General features: G+C 63.6%; 15 protein-coding genes. 10 read left to right on the forward strand and 5 right to left on the reverse strand.

Annotated features, from left to right (window positions below):
* Positions 1 to 171: 171 nt before the first annotated feature.
* The 3 genes from GS429_RS04080 to GS429_RS04090 all read left to right on the forward strand — a co-directional run bounded on the left by GS429_RS04080 (position 172) and on the right by GS429_RS04090 (position 5,178).
* The gene (locus GS429_RS04080; RefSeq protein WP_328821234.1) at positions 172 to 2,931 is read left to right on the forward strand and encodes an AAA domain-containing protein; all 2,760 of its coding nucleotides are present in this window, start codon (positions 172 to 174) and stop codon (positions 2,929 to 2,931) included.
* 129 nt (positions 2,932 to 3,060) lie between these two features.
* Positions 3,061 to 3,897, forward strand: coding sequence for a phosphatase PAP2 family protein (locus GS429_RS04085; RefSeq protein ID WP_160062968.1), 837 nt, complete (start codon positions 3,061 to 3,063; stop codon positions 3,895 to 3,897).
* A 54-nt stretch (positions 3,898 to 3,951) separates the two neighbouring features.
* On the forward strand, positions 3,952 to 5,178 hold the full coding sequence (locus GS429_RS04090) for a lactate racemase domain-containing protein (protein ID WP_160062970.1): 1,227 nt from the start codon (positions 3,952 to 3,954) through the stop codon (positions 5,176 to 5,178).
* A gap of 124 nt (positions 5,179 to 5,302) precedes the next feature.
* On the opposite strand, the gene GS429_RS04095 is transcribed toward GS429_RS04090, so the two are convergent.
* The 4 genes from GS429_RS04095 to GS429_RS04110 form a co-directional block, all read right to left on the reverse strand.
* A complete protein-coding gene (locus GS429_RS04095; RefSeq protein WP_160062972.1) occupies positions 5,303 to 5,524 on the reverse strand; it encodes a DUF8106 domain-containing protein in 222 nt (73 codons plus the stop codon).
* Between the two features lie 82 nt (positions 5,525 to 5,606).
* Complete coding sequence (locus tag GS429_RS04100) at positions 5,607 to 6,074, reverse strand: response regulator (RefSeq protein ID WP_160062974.1); 468 nt, start codon at positions 6,072 to 6,074, stop codon at positions 5,607 to 5,609.
* Between the two features lie 197 nt (positions 6,075 to 6,271).
* Positions 6,272 to 6,730 carry a response regulator gene (locus GS429_RS04105; protein ID WP_160062976.1) on the reverse strand — a complete coding sequence of 153 codons (459 nt, stop codon included), beginning with the start codon at positions 6,728 to 6,730 and terminating at the stop codon, positions 6,272 to 6,274.
* Between the two features lie 182 nt (positions 6,731 to 6,912).
* On the reverse strand, positions 6,913 to 7,164 hold the full coding sequence (locus GS429_RS04110; protein WP_160062978.1) for a hypothetical protein: 252 nt from the start codon (positions 7,162 to 7,164) through the stop codon (positions 6,913 to 6,915).
* Between the two features lie 117 nt (positions 7,165 to 7,281).
* Here GS429_RS04110 and GS429_RS04115 point away from each other — a divergent pair, with 117 nt between their 5' ends.
* The 6 genes from GS429_RS04115 (at position 7,282) to GS429_RS04140 (ending at position 14,216) form a co-directional block, all read left to right on the forward strand.
* Positions 7,282 to 7,677: an SPW repeat domain-containing protein gene (locus GS429_RS04115; RefSeq protein ID WP_160062980.1), complete on the forward strand. Its 396-nt coding sequence runs from the start codon at positions 7,282 to 7,284 to the stop codon at positions 7,675 to 7,677.
* A gap of 383 nt (positions 7,678 to 8,060) precedes the next feature.
* Positions 8,061 to 8,627 carry a DoxX family protein gene (locus GS429_RS04120; protein WP_160062982.1) on the forward strand — a complete coding sequence of 189 codons (567 nt, stop codon included), beginning with the start codon at positions 8,061 to 8,063 and terminating at the stop codon, positions 8,625 to 8,627.
* 409 nt (positions 8,628 to 9,036) lie between these two features.
* On the forward strand, positions 9,037 to 9,348 hold the full coding sequence (locus GS429_RS04125) for a hypothetical protein (RefSeq protein ID WP_160062984.1): 312 nt from the start codon (positions 9,037 to 9,039) through the stop codon (positions 9,346 to 9,348).
* 117 nt (positions 9,349 to 9,465) lie between these two features.
* The gene (locus tag GS429_RS04130; protein WP_160062986.1) at positions 9,466 to 13,293 is read left to right on the forward strand and encodes a PAS domain-containing sensor histidine kinase; all 3,828 of its coding nucleotides are present in this window, start codon (positions 9,466 to 9,468) and stop codon (positions 13,291 to 13,293) included.
* 253 nt (positions 13,294 to 13,546) lie between these two features.
* Positions 13,547 to 13,813 carry a hypothetical protein gene (locus GS429_RS04135; RefSeq protein WP_160062988.1) on the forward strand — a complete coding sequence of 89 codons (267 nt, stop codon included), beginning with the start codon at positions 13,547 to 13,549 and terminating at the stop codon, positions 13,811 to 13,813.
* Position 13,814: 1 nt separating this feature from the next.
* On the forward strand, positions 13,815 to 14,216 hold the full coding sequence (locus tag GS429_RS04140) for a hypothetical protein (RefSeq protein ID WP_160062990.1): 402 nt from the start codon (positions 13,815 to 13,817) through the stop codon (positions 14,214 to 14,216).
* A 106-nt stretch (positions 14,217 to 14,322) separates the two neighbouring features.
* Here GS429_RS04140 and GS429_RS04145 read toward each other — a convergent pair whose 3' ends face one another.
* Complete coding sequence (locus GS429_RS04145; protein WP_160062992.1) at positions 14,323 to 14,517, reverse strand: cold-shock protein; 195 nt, start codon at positions 14,515 to 14,517, stop codon at positions 14,323 to 14,325.
* A 239-nt stretch (positions 14,518 to 14,756) separates the two neighbouring features.
* Between GS429_RS04145 and GS429_RS04150 the strand changes: the two genes are divergently transcribed.
* Positions 14,757 to 17,108 carry a catalase gene (locus tag GS429_RS04150; RefSeq protein WP_160062994.1) on the forward strand — a complete coding sequence of 784 codons (2,352 nt, stop codon included), beginning with the start codon at positions 14,757 to 14,759 and terminating at the stop codon, positions 17,106 to 17,108.
* Positions 17,109 to 17,111: the final 3 nt, after the last annotated feature.

The raw sequence follows: 17,111 nt of genomic DNA on the forward strand, positions 1-17,111 counted from the left end.
GACCGTTCCACCGTACGGCGAGGAAAATCACGGGTAATGGATTGTTACACTGACTCGTTGAGACGGTTCTCATGTCGTGCCGATCGGATCGGGCCGCTTGAGGGCAACTTGCGGAGGACCGATGACCGATGACCGATAGCGTTTTTGACTGCTCGGTCCTGACGAACAAGCGTGCACGTACGCGGAACCGTCGCGGGGGAGGTCGACGTGAAGTCGGTGTCGACGAGTTACGGGGAGAGCGATCTCGCCGAGGTACCGGTCCGACTCGCCGACGACGGCGACGGCGACAGCGGCAACGGCAACGAGTCGATGCGAGCCGAAAGGCTCGCTCGAGACGCCGGCGGAGAGCCGAACGTCGCGGACGGCCACGAGACCACGACGGTAACCCTGTGGAACAAGTGGGCGGAATCGGCCGACTACCTCGAGCCGGGGATGGAACTGCTCGTTACTGACGCGAAAGAAGAGGAGTACCAGGGCGAAACCAGGTACGCAACGACGGGCGACTCCTACGTCGTCGTGGAGCCGAGTTTTCTGGTCAACGTGACGTCGATCCGCAACTGGGTTGAATGTCCCCGACTGTACTACCTGAACAAGCTCTCCGGAGTGCCGCTGAACTACCCCGTCGTCAAAGGGACCCTCGTCCACGAGGTGTTCGGGGACCTGCTGCGCGACCGACCGTTAGCGGAGTCCATCGAGGCCCGCGTCGACGAACGCGGCCTCGAACTCGGCTTGCTCGGCGAAACGCCCGAGGCCGTCGCCGAAGACGTCCGAGAGAACGCGAAAGCGATCGAGGGCTGGCTCGAGCAGGGCCGGCTGACCGAGGAAGATAGCTGGCGCTCCGAGCAACTCCTCATCAGCGAGACGTTCGGCATCCGCGGGCGGGCCGACGCGATCCGCCGCGGTGCGCCGGTCGAACTCAAGACGGGCAAGAACCTCAAGAAGGAGCCGCGATTCAAGGACAAGGTCCAGGCCGCCTGCTACGCGCTGTTGCTCGAGGAACACGGCGGCGAGGTCGACACCGGAACCCTGCTCTACACCAAGAACTCGGTGCTCGACCGCAACGAGGAAACCGGCGACCTCACCCCTGCGAAGGATTTCGCGATGGGCGACGGCCTCCTGAAGTTCGTCGTGCGCCAGCGCAACGAACTCGCGGCGATGGAGGTCGCCGGCGACGTTCCGACCGGCTACGAGGGATCGGCGAAGTGCGAGTACTGCTTCGAGCAGGACACCTGCATGGTCGTTTCGGGACGGCTCGATCAGGAGTCCAAGGCCGGCCAGATCGGCCAGCCCCTCCCCGAGGAGGAACGCGAGTACTTCCAGCGCTTCTACCGAGCGATCGAGGAAGAACGCCGTGAAGTCCACCGCGAGTACGCCAAGCTCTGGGAACAGGACGCGCGGGAACGCGCCGACGACGACCGGGCGCTGATCGACCTCGAGTTCGTCGAGAAACGGCCGCTGGAGGGCGGGCGCTGGGAACTGCGAGCGCGGCGAACGTCGGGGGAAAACTCGAAACTCCGAGAGGGCGATCTGGTGCTCGCGAGCGACGGCCATCCGGTACGGGGGGACTCCGAACTCGCGATGATCGAACGACTCGACGACGAGGTCGTCCTCACGGCCGACGAGCCGGTCGAAGTCACCCGCCTCGACGTCTACCCTTCCGAACTGACGACCGATCGACTGCTCGTCGCGATGCACGACGCGCTCTTGAAAGGCGACGAGCGCCGGAAGGACATCCTGTTCGGCCGTACGGAGCCCGAGTTCGAGGCTATTCCGGAGACGTTCATCGACAACAACGACGCCCAGAACGAGGCCGTCACGAAAGCCGTCGGCGCACGAGACTGCGCGCTGATCCACGGCCCGCCGGGCACCGGAAAGACCTACACCATCGCCCGAGCCATCCGCGCGATGGTCGAACGCGGCGAGCGCGTCCTGCTCTCGGCGTTCACCAATCGAGCCGTCGATAACGCCCTCGAGGCCTTACTCGAGCAACTCGAGGACGTGATCGATCCCGATCGAGTCGTTCGCGTCGGCTCCGAGAGCGGCGTCCGCGACGATATGGAGCCGTACCGACTCGAGCGCTCGGGCGAGCCCGAGGATCGCGTCGCCGAACTCCAGAACGCGCAGGTGGTCGCGGCGACGACGGCGACCTGTGGCTCCCGGGTGATGAAAGAGCAGGCCTTCGACGTCGCGCTGGTCGACGAGGCCGCCCAGTTGACGGAACCCGGGGCCTGCGCGGCGATCAACCTCGCCGAGCGGTTCGTCCTCGTCGGCGACCACGAGCAACTGCCGCCCGTCGTGCGAGCGGAGAACGACCTTACGGAGTCGCTGTTCGAACGGCTCATCGACTGCCACCCCGAAGCCGGCGTCATGCTCGACCGCCAGTACCGGATGAACCAGCGCATCCAGGCCTTCGCCTCGACCGAGTTCTACGACGGCGAACTTCGACCCGCAGAACCCGCCGTCGCGGCCCGAAACCTGGACGACCTCGACGGCGTCTCTCGCGAGTCGCTGCCAGACGACCTCCGGGATCCGGTCTCGTTCGTCGAAGTCGAGGGTGAGGACAGTCAGTACACCGACAGCGAGGAGGCCGCCCGAATCGCCGACCTGATCGAGACCTACGAGGCTGCCGGCCTCGATCGCAGCGACATCGGGATCATCGCGCCGTTCCGGGCTCAGGTCTCCGAAATTTCGTCCCACGTCCCCGAAGACGTCGCCGTCGACACCGTCGACCGCTTCCAGGGCTCGAGCCAGGAAGTCATCATCGTCTCCTTTACCGCGACTGGAACCCTCGAGGGCCCCATCTTCGAGGACTACCGTCGGATCAACGTCGCGCTGACCCGGCCGAAACGCGCGCTCGTGCTGGTCGGCGATCCGACGGCGTTGGCGACAGACCCCGTCTACGAGCGGATGCTCGAGTGGGCGACCGCGTAGCGACCCGCCGTTTTGTCGAGTGCACGATCGAACCGGAGATCGATCGCCGCCGGTCGCGGTGGGGGCTGTGCCGATCAGCCAGCCAACGGGACGCCAGTCTTTATTTTCACCGGACCGTCAGTACGCGTGATGCGACTCGAGGACGAAAGCGCGCCGCTGCGCGAGGCGGTCCCCGCGGAGTACGCCGATATCGTCGTCGCCGTCACCGAACTCGGCAGTGTGACGACGCTGATGATGCTGCTCGCCGTGCTGTTCTGGTGGCACGATCGCCGACGGAGCGCGCTGGTGATCAGCTACGCGGTCGCCGGCCTCGCGGTTTTGCTCTCCGTCGAGACCCTGCTGGGTCTGCCACGGCCGCCGGAAGACGTCTGGATCGCCTCGATCGAGGTCGACGGCTACGGCTTCCCGAGCGGCCACGCGTTCGCCGCGGCCGTGGTCTACGGCGGCCTCGTCTCGGCGTACGACCGGGGACGGGACTGGCGGGCGCTTCTCGGCGCCGGAACGGTCGTCGCCCTCGTCTCCCTCTCGAGGGTCGTCCTCGGCGTCCACTACCTGGGCGACGTGCTCGTCGGCGCGGGGCTGGGTATCGCCTTCGTCGTCCTCATGGATCGACTCACCCGCGGCGCGCCGACGGTGGGCTTCGCGATCGCACTCGTCCTCGCGGTTCCCGCCGTCTACGTCACCGGGGCCGCGCCGGACGCGCTGCTCGGCCTCGGCGGGGCGATCGGTGGCGTGCTGGTCGCGGGACGGATCGATCGACTCCCCGACCTTCGCTCTCGACTCGAGGCGGTCGTACTCCTCGCCGTCGGCGGCGCTATCGCCGTCGTCGTGCAGGTCGTCGAGACGCTCGTCACGTTCGCGCCGGTCCTCGTCGCGCTCTACGCCGTTCTCGTCGCGTGGGTCTTCCTCGCGCCGGCCGTCGTGAGTCTGCTCGAGACCGCCGTCCGCGAGTCGAGGGTCGCCTGATCTGCCTCCCGACGAGCCACCGCCGTTTTTGCAGGTTGGGGCCGAACGCCACCCATGGACATTCCGCTGGGAACCGGAACGATCGACGTCTCGTTTCCCGACTGCGAGGTGACGGTCGCCGAACCGCCGGGCGGCGACCCCGTCGACGTTCGAACGGCGGCCGAACGCGCGCTCGAAGACCCCCTCGGGCCGCCGCTCGAGTCCCGCGTCGATCCCGACGACGACGTCGCCATCGTCGTCACGGACGTCACCCGAACGGTGCCGGATGACGTGCTGCTCGACGCGTTGCTCGAACGCCTCGCAGCGTGTGGCCTCGAACGCGATCGGGTGACGGTCGTCATCGGGCTCGGCCTCCACCGGCCGATGACCGACGACGAGATCGAGGCGATGCTGGGCGAACACGCCGATCTGGCGGTCAATCACGATCCCGAATCGGTCGTGGAGATGGGGTCGGTCGCCGGCGACGTGCCCGTCGAAATCGGCGCCCCGGTCGCGGAGGCCGATACGGTGCTCTCGACCGGCGTCGTCGAACCACACCAATACGCGGGCTTTAGCGGCGGGGCGAAGACGGTCGTTATCGGCGCGGGCAGCGAGTCGATCATCCGCTATACGCACGGTCCCAAGATGCTCGCCCGCGACGGCGTCCGCCTCGGCCGCGTCGAGGGCAACCCGTTCCGCGAAACGATCGACGAGGCCGGCGACCTCGCCGGCGTCGACTTCTCGCTCAACCTGACCCACGGGCCCGCGGGCGTGCTCGGCGTTCGTGCAGGGGACGGACGCCGGATCGTCCGCGAACTCGCCGCGGTCGCTCGAAACGCCCTTTCGGTTCCGATAGATCGCACGTACGACGCCGTCGTCTGTGGCGTCGGCGCGCCGAAGGACGCGAACCTTTACCAGGCGACTCGCGGGGCGACCTACGTCGCACTCGGGGATCGAAACCCGCTCCGGGATGGCGGGCGACTCGTCGTGCCCGCCGAACTCCCCGAAGGGGCCGGCGACGGCACCGGCGAAAAGCGGTTCTATCGGCGGTTGTCCGAGGCCGGCGACGCTCGGTCGCTCTACGAAGAGATGCGCGAGGGGTACGAGCCCGGCGCGCAGCGGGCGTTCGTCGTCGCTCGCGTCCTCCGGAATCACGACCTGTACGTGACGAACAGCGAGGCTCCCGAAATCGTCGACGGCTGTCTCATGCACGCGGCGGCCGACGTCGAGGACGCCCTCGAGGCCGGCAGCGAGGTCCTCGTCGTACCGGACGCGTTGAATACGCTACTGATCGAGGCCTAACGGACGGTTCGTACGCGCGATCGGAAGAAGGCGATGCAAGTCCGTCGCAGATGGGAGCCCGGACGGCCTCGAAACCTGAGAAGCGAGCGCTGAAATTCCAGAATCGAAATCCGCGTTCGATCGATCAGTCGCCCGCACAGTAGGAACTGTTGTCGGCGTGTCCGGGGAACGAGCGCGGACGGTCGGTGATCGTCGTCTCGCAGTCGGGACAGCGATAGCTGTCGCAGTTCTCGGCTCGTCGAACGTTCCAGTCGCCGTCGATCGGACTCTCGTGGCCGCAACTGAAACAGTACAGCACCGTCTTGCTGGAGGGCGGACGGCTCGGTCCGGACGTGGAGGGCGTCATTAGCAACAGCTCGGGACGGATGCTGAAAACGGTGTTGAATCGTCGGTTAACTGCCGAATGAGAGCATTTACCAGGTCACCGATCAGCCGTCCGTCGCACTCGAGGTCGGCTTTCGAACGATGGCGAACCAGAACTCCTCGACGGACTGGATGAATTCGACGAACTGGTCCGGCGAGATCGGCTTTTGAATGTAGGAGTCCGCCTCGAGATCGTGCGAGCGGACGATCTCCTCGCCGACCGCTGAACTGGTGAGGACGATAACGGGAATCTCGCGCAGCGCCGGTTCGCCGTTCAGTTCCGACAGGACGTCCATGCCGCTTTTCCCCGGGAGCTGTGGCTCGAGCAGGATGATATCCGGCTGTGGCTTCTCGGCGTATTCGCCGCGCTGGTGGACGAAGTCGAGGGCGGATTCGCCGTCGGAGACGGCGTGGATGGTGTTCATGAGCTTCGCGTCCCTGAAGTTCTCCGTGAAGAGACGGGTGTCGCCGGGATTCGGCTCGACGAGGAGAATATCGATCGCTCGATCAACCTGTTCCTCCGGTGCGGTCATAATTCGTTATTCGTCCGGGGCGTTAAAACTGCACGGTTGACGGTATTGAAAAGTCGATTTTCCCGACGCAATCCCGTGCTATCGAAGCCGGTTCGGAAACAGAAACCTCGGTGGACGGACACGCGTGCGTCGACTGCTAGGGGGTACACTCCGTAGCATCCGCTTCACAATTCTGTGAATCGACCCCGATGCTACCGTTACCGCGACTTCGGTGGCAGCTGTACGTGGTCGAACCAGAACGCTTCGACCGCTTCGACTACTGCAGCGAACTCGTTGACGTCCGTGGGTTTCGTCACGTACGCGTTGGCCTCAGCATCGTAACAGCCCGCGATATCGTCGCTGGCGTCGGAACTCGTGAGAACGATCACCGGCAGGGACCGCAGATCTTGAGACGACCGAATGGCGTCGAGAATCTCGTGCCCGTCTTTTCCGGGAAGGCCCAGATCCAGGAGGACGATATCCGGCGGCGAGACCGCGTCGTCGCCGTCCCGTTCGGTCAACGCAGTCACCGCGTCGTCTCCGTTGTCGACGACGTGAAGGACCGTCTCAGTAGCCGTCGACTCGACGGCTCGTTCGATCAGCTGGACGTCGCCGGGGTTGTCCTCGACCAGCAAGATCTCGATCGGTTCGTCGGATCGGTGACGGTGAGTAGACATGATAGCGGCGATCAAGTATGGAGTTTGTGATACAGCCGGAAGCCTGACGCGATCGGTCCCGTCAATGGATCTTCCCTTCGGAAAGATCGATGCACAGTGCAAAATCTCTCGCCGTACCCACTCCATATAGCACGAGCGAAATAAGATCTGCTTTCACCCGAAAGATCAAACACGTACTCGAGTCACATCGTTTGCTGATAGTTACATTTCGGGCAGTACAGCCGGCGACGCTGAACGAGCAGAAGACATTCGCCGCAGACGCAGGGGCCGCCGACCGAGACGTTTTCGGTCTCGCGCATGACCGCTCTCAGCGTGTTCTCGAGTTGGGTGACGCGACGGCTGTTATCCGTGAGTTCGGCCTCGAGAGCAGCCAACCGTCTGTGAACCGTCTGCGGTAGAGGAGTGGTGCTGTTCGACCGCCGTCTCCGTGGCATATCGGATTCACGCCCGACCCCAGAATAAGCGTATGGTGGTTATGCGCAAGTGGAGTCGGTAGCTCCGAACACAATGCTTGGTCCATATTTAGAGTAGTGGATCGCGTACGGGTAGCTATGAGCGACTCAGCCGTAGCCGACCGTCGATTACCGTCCGCCGAGCGAACGGCTGGACTCGCGGCCGGAATCGGGGCCTGGATCCTGTGGTCGGGCGTCATCCTGACGGGATCCGGGACGATCATCGTGAATAACTTCCTCGTCGGCGGGGCGATCGCCGTCTTCGCGGCGTACGCCGCCGGGTGGCCCGCGGGCGGGCCGCTTCCCAGCGTCGCCGCCCCGCTGTTGGTCGTCCTCCTCGGCCTGTGGACGGTCGCCGCTCCGTTCGTCTTCGAGGTGGCCGCAGCCCGGCTGCTCTGGAGTAATGTTATCGCCGGCGTGCTCGTCGCGATTCTGGCCGGAACGAGTCTGTACGGGAGCAGGCAGTTAGAGCGGCCCACGGCGACCGGAGCCTGACGGTGTCGACTGCGGTCTATCGTTCTACGGGGAGCGCATCCCGCCGTTTACGGGGTCTCTCGTAAATCGGCGGCTGGTGACGGATTTCGGGAGTCGTGGCGAGTACGCAATGCAACTGGTCCGCGATGTTCCTCTGATTTGGAGCTGCTGATCGCTCGAGGAGCGCACGGGGAGGAACGAATCCCTCCACAGATCACGCGACCACTGCTGGACGGATGGGCTCCGGTTCGATTTTGAGCGGCGTCGAACGGCCGCCTGGGGCGGAGATCGGGGGAACCGCCGTCCAAACCAGCCGCAGACGGAGTTTTCGCGGACCCATTAAATAAAGGGTATTCGGTCATCCCCGTTGGCCCCCTCTATACAAATACGAGAGGATACCCACTATGTCAACTACTACTCGAAACAGACTCGAAAGCCGGTATGCGGGAATTACGCTCGAAGGACACCCCCACGCGCTGACGGCGTGGTTCGTCGTCGCTCTGCGGTTCGTGATGGGCGGAATGATCCTGTTCGCGGGACTCGGCAAGTTCGCGTTCGTCAGCGGCGAGGCGTTCGACGCCAGCGGCTTTCTGGTCCACGGCGTCGACCCCGTCAGCCCCGTCAGTGGTCTCTTCGCCGCGATGGCCGGCAACGCCGTGTTGCTCGAGGTCATCAACGTCGTGGTGCCGGTCACGCAGGTGCTGATCGGCGTCGCGCTGATCGCCGGCGCGTTCGTCCGCCTGGCCGCGCTGGGCGGGGCCATGCAGATGGTCCTGTTCTACCTCGGCGGCTGGGAAGGACAGTGGCTGGCGCTGTTCGACTCCACGCTGATCTACGCCGTCGTCTTCCTGGCGCTGGGCGCCTTCGCGGCGGGCCGAATCGCCGGCCTCGACCGCTACATCGAACGGATCGACGTCGGCGGCCAACCGCTCCTCGAGCGGTACCCGAAGCTCCGGTACCTCCTCGGGTGAACTACCCGCTTTTTTGTGCTGGCTGACCGAAGCCCGCACGGGTTCGATTTGCTGAGCGGACAACTCCTGTCGGCTACTGATGCGATTTCCCGTACGTCAGTACCGCCGCAACACGGCCGCCGTGTCCCGCAATTCGTCTACAGCAGTCCGTATGAGGGTCTCGACGGAGCCGGCACGGCGACTGTCGCGCCGAACTGAACTCGAGGGGATAGTTCGCCGCAAGTACCGTCGTCACGTAAGCGGAGACGGCCGTTTTCGGTTCGCTATCGGTAGCCGTCCTGTCATCTGATACGGTTTGCTGTGCCGATGTACCGGGGGACCGCAAGCCGTCCTGCGGTCCCATCGGGAATGACTGAGAGCAGACAGTATGAGAGCTACCTATATAGCCGCTGGCGGCCTATCTGTCCCGATGACGCCTCGAATGCCGCCTCGGACGAACGACCGCGGACGCGGACGCGAACGCGAACACCGAGCCCTGCGAGCGCAACTCGAGGACGCTAGGATCCGACTCGAGCGGGCGGAGTCTCAGTTGGGTGACCTCACCGAGCGGCTCGAGCGGACCGAGTATCGGCTCCTGTTGCTCGATACGACGCTCCAGGCTGTCGCTCGACGAACGAGCGTTTCGATCGGATGTGCGTGCGATCACTGCGACCGGAGTTATCTCCTGATCACGGACGGGATGCTGGTGTGTCCGAACTGTAACTCCCGACAGTCGATCTGACGGGACCAGACGACGGTTTCGGAGGGGCTTCGTACTCCGGAATCTGGGCGCTTCGTGTCCGTGACCGGTCTGGGATTCTCGAGAGGTTTATCCGGCTCTAGGCCGACCTCGAACCATATGAGTAATCGAGCGGACGCCACGGGCCAGACGTTCTGGGGGAACGTTGACGACGATGTGGCGCTCCAGCGCTATCGGACGCTCGTCGAGACGATCGACGACAGCGTCTATCAACTCGATGCTGACGGACATTTCATCGCGGTCAACGAGACCATCCTCGAAACGACGGGGTATTCCCGCGACGACCTGATCGACGAACACGTCTCCGTGCTTCTCGACGAGCCCGATATCGAACGGATCAACGACGAGATTCGTACCCAACTCGAGACCGGTGACGACGTTTCTCCCTTCGAGCTTGCGGTCCAGACGGCAGACGGTACGTACTTTCCCTGTGAGTTGCGGGTTAACGTGTTACTGGAGGACGGTGAGTTCGCCGGGACCATCGGCGTCGCCCGTGACATTTCCGATCGGAAACACCAACAGGAAACCCTGGAGTCGGCACGAGCGTCCTACGAGTCGATCACGACCGTCCTCGACGAAGCTGATATCGGCGTCTTCATCCTCGACGATCAGTTCGACGTCTCGTGGATCGACGAGCGGATCGAGGAGTATCTCGGCCTCGACCGAGACGAGGTCGTCGGCCGGGACAAGCGAGCGGTCATCGAGGACACTGTTAAAGAGCGGTTCGCCGACCCCGACGCGTTCGCCGAGAACGTTCTGGCGACCTACGACGACAACAGCGACGTCGAACGCTTCGAGTGTCGCGTCACCGCCGACGAAAGCGTGGGACGGTCGGAACGATGGCTCGAGCACCGGAGCAAACCGATCGAGACCGGACGGTACGCCGGTGGCCGCGTCGAACTCTACTACGATATCACCGACCGGAAGGCTTCCGAGAGCGCCCTCCAGGAGAGCGAAAAGCAGTTTCACTCGCTGGTCGAAGCGGTCGAAGAGTACGCGATCTTTCGGCTCGATACCGACGGACGCGTCATCAGCTGGAACGAAGGCGCGAGACAGATCAAAGGCTACGACCGCGAGGAGATACTCGGCGAGCACTTTTCGACGTTCTACGTCGACGATGATCGCGCCGCTGGCGTTCCGGAAGCGAACCTCGAGAAAGCCCTCGAATCCGGCTCCGTCGAGGACGAAGGGTTGCGGGTTCGAAAGGACGGCACGCAGTTCTGGGCCAACGTGACGATCACCGCGGTTCGGGACGACGACGGCACACACCAGGGATACGTGAAGGTGACTCGGGATATGACCGATCGTCGTGAGCACGAACAACAACTCCAGCGCGAACGCGACGTACTCGACCGCGTTCTCGACGTCAGCCCCGTCGGGATCATGGTCTTCAACGACGACGACGAGGTGACGCGGCTCAACGACCGCTGGACCGAGATTTTCGGTCGGAACGAAACCGACCTCGCGGCCCACACCCGTCCGGACGAACCGATCTACGACGAAGACGGGCAGCAGATTTCAGCCACGACACATCCGTTTACACAGGCGCTCCGGACGGGGACACCGGAGTACGATCGGATACTCCGGATCGAACGGTCGGACGACGAGCACCGCTGGGTCGTCGTGAACGCGGTCCCGATCCTGACCGATGACGGAGCGGTCGATCGAGTCGTTGCGACCAGCGAAGATATCACCGATATCAAAGAGCGCGAACGCGAACTCGAGACCGAACTGGGACAGATTCTCGGTCGGGTCTCCGACGCGTTCTACGCACTCGACGACGAGTTCCGGTTTACACACGTCAACGAGCGCGCGGAAGAACTGCTCCAGCACGACGAGGAGGAACTGCTCGGGGAGTCCCTCTGGGACGTGTTTCCGGAATCCGCCGAAAAGGACGACGTCTGGGAGAGCTTCCACACGGCCCTCGAAACCCAGGAGCCGACCAGCTACGAACTCCACTTCGAGCCGCTCGATTTCAGGGTCGAGGCGAACCTCTACCCCTCCGAAACGGGTATCTCCGTCTATTTCAGAGACGTCACCGAACGCAAGGAGCGCGAGCGAAAACTCGAGCGCAACGAGCGCCGGTACCGAACCCTCGTCGAGTACTTCCCCAACGGCCTCGTGACGCTGTTCGATCACGATCTAGAGTACACGCTAGCGGCGGGCCAGGGTTTCGACAGAATCCCCGTCGAACCCGACGACCTCGAGGGCGAATTCTTCCGAGACGCGTGGGATGAGAAGACCGCCGACACGCTCGAACCGGCCTTCGAGGCGGCACTCGACGGCGAGGAGCGCTCGATCGAATTCGAGTACGCCGGCCGAGAGTGGTCGCTCCACGCGGTACCGATCACGGACGAACGCGGAGCCGTCTTCGCCGGCATGACGATGGCCCAGGACATCACCGAGCAAAAAGAGCGCGAACGGTATCTGGAGGACGCGAAGGCCCAGCTCGAGGCCGCAACCGAAGCCGGTGCGGTGGGCACCTGGGAGTGGCGGATCCCCGAGGACACGTTCGTTACCGGGGCGTCGTTCGCCAGAACGTTCGGCGTCGATCCCGAAGCGGCCCGGGAGGGAGTGCCGCTCGAGCGAATCCTTGCGTCGGTCCACGCAGACGACCGCGAGCGCGTCGAGCGAAAGATCGAGGAGGCGGTCGAGACGTGCGGGGAGTACGAGGAGGAGTATCGGGTCTGGAACGCCGACGGCGAACTCCGATGGGTCGTCGCTCGAGGCTACGTCGAATCCGACGAGGACGGTAATGCGGTCACGTTCCCCGGCGCGATCACCGACATCACGGAGCGAAAGCGAGCGGAAATCGAACTCCAGAAGCACAAAAACCAGTTCGAGACGCTGTTCCAGGTGCTTCCCGTCGGCGTCGTGGTCGCAGACAAAAGCGGCAGGGTCGTCGAGGCGAACGACGCTGCAAGGGAGATCTGGGGCGGAGACGTCTTCGACGCGGAGACCGTCGAGGACTACGAGAAGTATTCGGCCGTGTGGGCCGAAACGGGCGAGCCGGTCGACCCCGAAGACTGGACCATGTCGGAGGTGTTAGACGGCGAGGCCGTCACCGAACCGAACGTCTACGAGATCGAGGCGTTCGACGGCGACCGCCGGATCATCATGGAACACGGGATGCCCGTCACCGACGACCGCGGCAACCTGCGTCGCGCCGTCGTGACGCTGACCGATATCACCGAACGCAGGGCGTATCAGCGTCGACTCGAGGAAACCGTCGCCCAGCTCGAGGAGTCCAACGAACGGTTAGAGCAGTTCGCCTACGCCGCGTCCCACGACCTGCAGGAACCGCTCCGAATGGTCTCGAGTTATCTCCAACTCATCGAGCAACGCTACGCCGACGCGTTGGACGAAGACGGCGAGGAGTTCCTCGAGTACGCCGTCAACGGTGCCGATCGAATGCGGTCGATGATCGAGGGCCTGCTCGAGTATTCCAGAGTCGAGACCCGTGGCGACCCGCTCGAGCCGACCGATCTCGGAATCGTCGTCGACGACGTTCTCGACGACCTCCGGCTACAGATCGAGGACAACGACGCCGAAATTCTCATCGACGAACTCCCGCGCGTGGAGGGTGATGCCGGGCAGTTGCGGCAGGTGTTCCAGAACCTGCTGTCGAACGCGATCGAGTACAGCGGCGACGAACCGCCGCGGGTTCACATCTCCGCAGAGCGCTCCGGATCGATGTGGACGGTCTCGATCGCGGACGAGGGGATCGGCATCGACCCCGACGAAACGGACCAGATTTTCGAGGTGTTCAACCGCTTGCACAGCCGCGAGGAGTACGACGGAACGGGGATCGGACTCGCGCTCTGCGAGCGGATCGTCGAGCGCCACGGCGGCGAAATATGGGTCGAAAGCGAACCCGGCGAGGGGGCGACGTTCTCCTTTACGCTCCCGGCGGTGACCGGCCAGTAGTTCCGCGCGTCGTCTCGGTTCGCTAGTTCTCCTCTCGTCGACACGTCGAGACGGTCAGTCTTCGGTGCGGTCACGGGTTCAGGCAGGAATCGATATGTCGTAACAACTGGAACTGTTTACACACCGATCACATAGCTATCGTGCGATCAAGTGTGCACTGACTTCCAGTGACTACGACACCTGTCGCGCCGCTCGAAACTCAGTCACGGAGCGAGTGCGTCTTATGTCGCTGCGTCACGCCCGTGAGAACGTGATGATGAGGAGACACTACCTCGCCGCCAGCGGGTCGATCGCTGCGCTGGCGGTCTCGAGTCGAACGGGGTCAGGAACAGAGACACAGACACGAACACGAACACAGGAGACGACCGACGACACCGACGGCGTGCTCGAATTCGACGGCGCCGGTGCCACGATCACCGACGAGTTCTCGCTGACGGACGGGCTCGCAATCGCGGAGGGTGAATACGACGGCGATTCGAATTTCGTCGTCGAACTCGTGGCGCTCGAGGGAGCGCGATGACTTGCTCTTCAACGCGATCGGACCGTTCGAGGGTGCTACGGGTGAGTTGGTCGAACCCGGAGAGTACGTCCTCGACGTCGACGCCGACGGCGCGTGGTCGATATCGATCCGGCAGCCGGAGCCCGCGGGGACGGACGCCGACGTCGACGACCTTCCGGTCGAACTCCAGGGCGAACACGCCGACTGGGCCGGCCCGATCGGTTTCGATGGGCTCGTCGAAGCGCACGGAACCCACGCTGGCGACGCGAACTTCATCGTCGAGGTGTTTCCCGTAGACGAGCCGTTCCCCGAACTGGTGTTCAACGAGATCGGACCGTTCGAGGGGGAGACCACGCTTCGCGCCGACGGCGTCGGATACGTGGTCGTCGAGGCCGACGGCCCGTGGACGCTCGAGGTACGGTAGTCCGTTCCGATTGGGTTCGAGCGTCGTCAGCCGTCAGTTGTCAGTCGCCACTGCTCGACTGTGATCGCGACCGCAAAAAATCGATCCGTTCCAGCCAGTTCCCGGGTTAGAGTCGGGTGACGTTGGTGGCGCGGGGGCCCTTGGGGGCCTGTTCGATGTCGAATTCGATCTCGGTGCCTTCTTCGAGGTCCGGGCCGCCAACGTCTTCCATGTGGAAGAATACGTCGTCGTCCGCGTCGTCCGTCTCAATGAAACCGTAGCCGCCTGTGTCGTTGAAGAAATCAACCTTACCTTTCGCCATTACGTATCGATCGAGGGGAGACGGAGGGATAAGGGTTGCGTGTGCGGGACCGTCGTGATCTCGGCGTCGAAACCGCGCTTTCGTTCGTCGAATACGGCGGCTGCGGCGGAGTGCAAGCACATGACTGGGTGAGCATTAGGCCGCCATTGGTTGAACGAAAGAAATGAGACGGTCGTCGTGTCGGCTACGGATCGTATCCGCGTCTAGTCGGTTACGCGACCGTCGATGTATCTATGACCATGGACGACGCTACCGACGCCGACAACGAGGGGGACCGATCGGAGACAACAGCCGTGGAGAACGACCCGGAGCCCGACTCCGCGGAGACGGCACAGTCCGAAGCCGACGACGAACGGTCGGAGACACCGGCGAAAACGGACGGCTCGGGCGATGAATCGGCATCGAAGACAGACGCTGAGCCGGGAGCGACCGGGACGAGCGACGATGACGGCAACACCGACGGGGTCGACGCCGAGAGTAAACAACGACAACTCGACCAGGTCCGGGAGAATCCGGAAGGTGAACACCTGACGACGGACCACGGCATCCGAGTCAGCGACACCGATAACTCGCTGAAGGCGAGCGAGCGCGGGCCCACGCTGATGGAGGACTTCCACTTCCGGGAGAAGATGACGCAGTTCGACCACGAGTCGATCCCGGAACGAGTCGTCCACGCCCGAGGGTCGGGCGCTCACGGCTACTTCCAGCCCTACGACGATCCCGATCTGGGGGAGTACGACGACGTCGCCGAACTCACCAAAGCGTCCTTCTTGCAGGACCCCGACCAGAAGACGCCGGTCTTCGTGCGGTTCTCGACGGTCGTCGGCTCGAGGGGGTCGGCGGACACGGTTCGGGACGTCCGCGGGTTCGCGACCAAGTTCTACACCGAGGAAGGGAACTACGATCTGGTCGCGAACAACATCCCGATCTTCTTCATTCAGGACGCGATGGAGTTCCCGGATCTCGTTCACGCGATCAAGCCGGAACCCGACGACGGGATGCCCCAGGCGTCGGCGGCCCACGACACCTTCTGGGACTTCGCCTCGCTCAAGCCGGAGATCGCCCCCATGATCATGTGGGTGCTATCCGGCCGCGCTCTTCCGCGGTACTACCGCATGATGGAGGGCTTTGGCGTACACACGTTCCGGTTCGTCAACGACGAGGGGAAATCGCGGTTCGTCAAACTCCACTGGAAGCCGAAGTACGGCACCCACCAGCTGGTGTGGGACGAGACGCAGAAGCTGGCCGGGAAGGACGCGGATTTCAACCGACGGAACCTCTACGACGCCATCGAGAACGGGACCTACCCCGAATGGGAACTCGGCGTCCAGATCGTCGAGGAGGACGAGGCCGACCAGTTCGACTTCGATCTACTCGATCCGACGAAGCTCATTCCCGAAGAGGAGGTCCCCGTCCGGCCGCTTGGCAAAATGGTGCTCAACGAGACGCCGGACAACTTCTTCGCCGAGACGGAGCAGGTGGCGTTCCACCCCGGAAACGTCGTTCCCGGTATCGACTTTACGAACGACCCGCTCCTCCAGGGCCGGCTGTTCTCCTATCAGGACACTCAACTCAACCGCTTTGGCAGCGCGAACTGGGACGAGATCCCGATCAATCGCCCGATCGCCGAGCGCCACAACAACCAGCGCGCCGGGTTCATGCGCCAGGAAATTAACGAGGGCAAAGCCTCGTACAAACCGAACTCGATCGACGACGATCAGCCGGCTGAGGCCTCAGCCTCGGAAGGCGGCTACGAACACCACGCCGAAAAGATCGACGGCAAGAAGATCAGAAATCGCAGCGAGAGCTTCGAGAACCACTTCACACAGGCGAAGCTGTTCTGGAACAGTATGACCGAACCGGAGAAGGAGAACATCGTCGACGCGGCCCACTTCGAACTCGGCAAAGTCGACCGCGTCGAAATCCGCGAACGAATGGTCTACGACATCTTCAACAACGTCGATCACGAGTTCGCCAAACGAGTCGCCGAGGGAATCGGCATCGATCCACCAGAGGAGCCGGGCGACCAACACCAGGACCACGACCGGAGCTCGGACGCACTGAGCATGGTCGCCGGCGAACCAGAGAGCATCGCAACTCGAAAGATCGCGTTCCTCGTCGACGACGGCTTCGAGGACGAACACCTCGAGGCAGTTACCGACGCGCTCGAGGAGCGCGACGCGTCCGTCGAGGTCGTCTCGAAAGTCCTCGGCGAGAAGTCCGCGGCCGACGGCGGCAGCGTCGAAGCGGACAAACACCACGTCGCTTCGGGCTCGATCATGTACGACGCGGTCTTCGTTCCGGGGGGCAACGAGAGCGTCGAGACCCTCCTCGAGCAGGGAGACGCCAAGCACTTCGTGGCGGAGGCGTTCAAACACAAGAAGCCGATCGGTGCCTTCGGCGAAGGAACCGAGTTGCTCGAGGCCGTCGATCTGCCGGAGGTAGAGATCGCCGACGACGGCGAGACCGTCGTGGCGGACGGTGTCGTCACCTGTCGCGACGGCGACACCGACGAGTTCATCGAGTCGTTCGTCGAGGCGATCGCCGAGCACCGCCACTGGGATCGGAGTCCGAAGGAAGTGCCAGCGTAGGAT

This window comes from Natronorubrum halalkaliphilum (genome assembly GCF_009834785.1).
In the GTDB taxonomy this organism is placed as follows: Archaea; Halobacteriota; Halobacteria; order Halobacteriales; family Natrialbaceae; genus Natronorubrum; species Natronorubrum halalkaliphilum.

Coding starts and splice junctions, on each gene's coding strand:
- GS429_RS04085 (WP_160062968.1), top strand. CDS start 3,061: ATGCGACTCGAGGACGAAAGCGCGCCGCTGCGCGAGGCGGTCCCCGCG.
- GS429_RS04090 (WP_160062970.1), top strand. CDS start 3,952: ATGGACATTCCGCTGGGAACCGGAACGATCGACGTCTCGTTTCCCGAC.
- GS429_RS04095 (WP_160062972.1), bottom strand. CDS start 5,524: ATGACGCCCTCCACGTCCGGACCGAGCCGTCCGCCCTCCAGCAAGACG.
- GS429_RS04100 (WP_160062974.1), bottom strand. CDS start 6,074: ATGACCGCACCGGAGGAACAGGTTGATCGAGCGATCGATATTCTCCTC.
- GS429_RS04105 (WP_160062976.1), bottom strand. CDS start 6,730: ATGTCTACTCACCGTCACCGATCCGACGAACCGATCGAGATCTTGCTG.
- GS429_RS04110 (WP_160062978.1), bottom strand. CDS start 7,164: ATGCCACGGAGACGGCGGTCGAACAGCACCACTCCTCTACCGCAGACG.
- GS429_RS04115 (WP_160062980.1), top strand. CDS start 7,282: ATGAGCGACTCAGCCGTAGCCGACCGTCGATTACCGTCCGCCGAGCGA.
- GS429_RS04120 (WP_160062982.1), top strand. CDS start 8,061: ATGTCAACTACTACTCGAAACAGACTCGAAAGCCGGTATGCGGGAATT.
- GS429_RS04125 (WP_160062984.1), top strand. CDS start 9,037: ATGACGCCTCGAATGCCGCCTCGGACGAACGACCGCGGACGCGGACGC.
- GS429_RS04130 (WP_160062986.1), top strand. CDS start 9,466: ATGAGTAATCGAGCGGACGCCACGGGCCAGACGTTCTGGGGGAACGTT.
- GS429_RS04135 (WP_160062988.1), top strand. CDS start 13,547: ATGATGAGGAGACACTACCTCGCCGCCAGCGGGTCGATCGCTGCGCTG.
- GS429_RS04145 (WP_160062992.1), bottom strand. CDS start 14,517: ATGGCGAAAGGTAAGGTTGATTTCTTCAACGACACAGGCGGCTACGGT.
- GS429_RS04150 (WP_160062994.1), top strand. CDS start 14,757: ATGGACGACGCTACCGACGCCGACAACGAGGGGGACCGATCGGAGACA.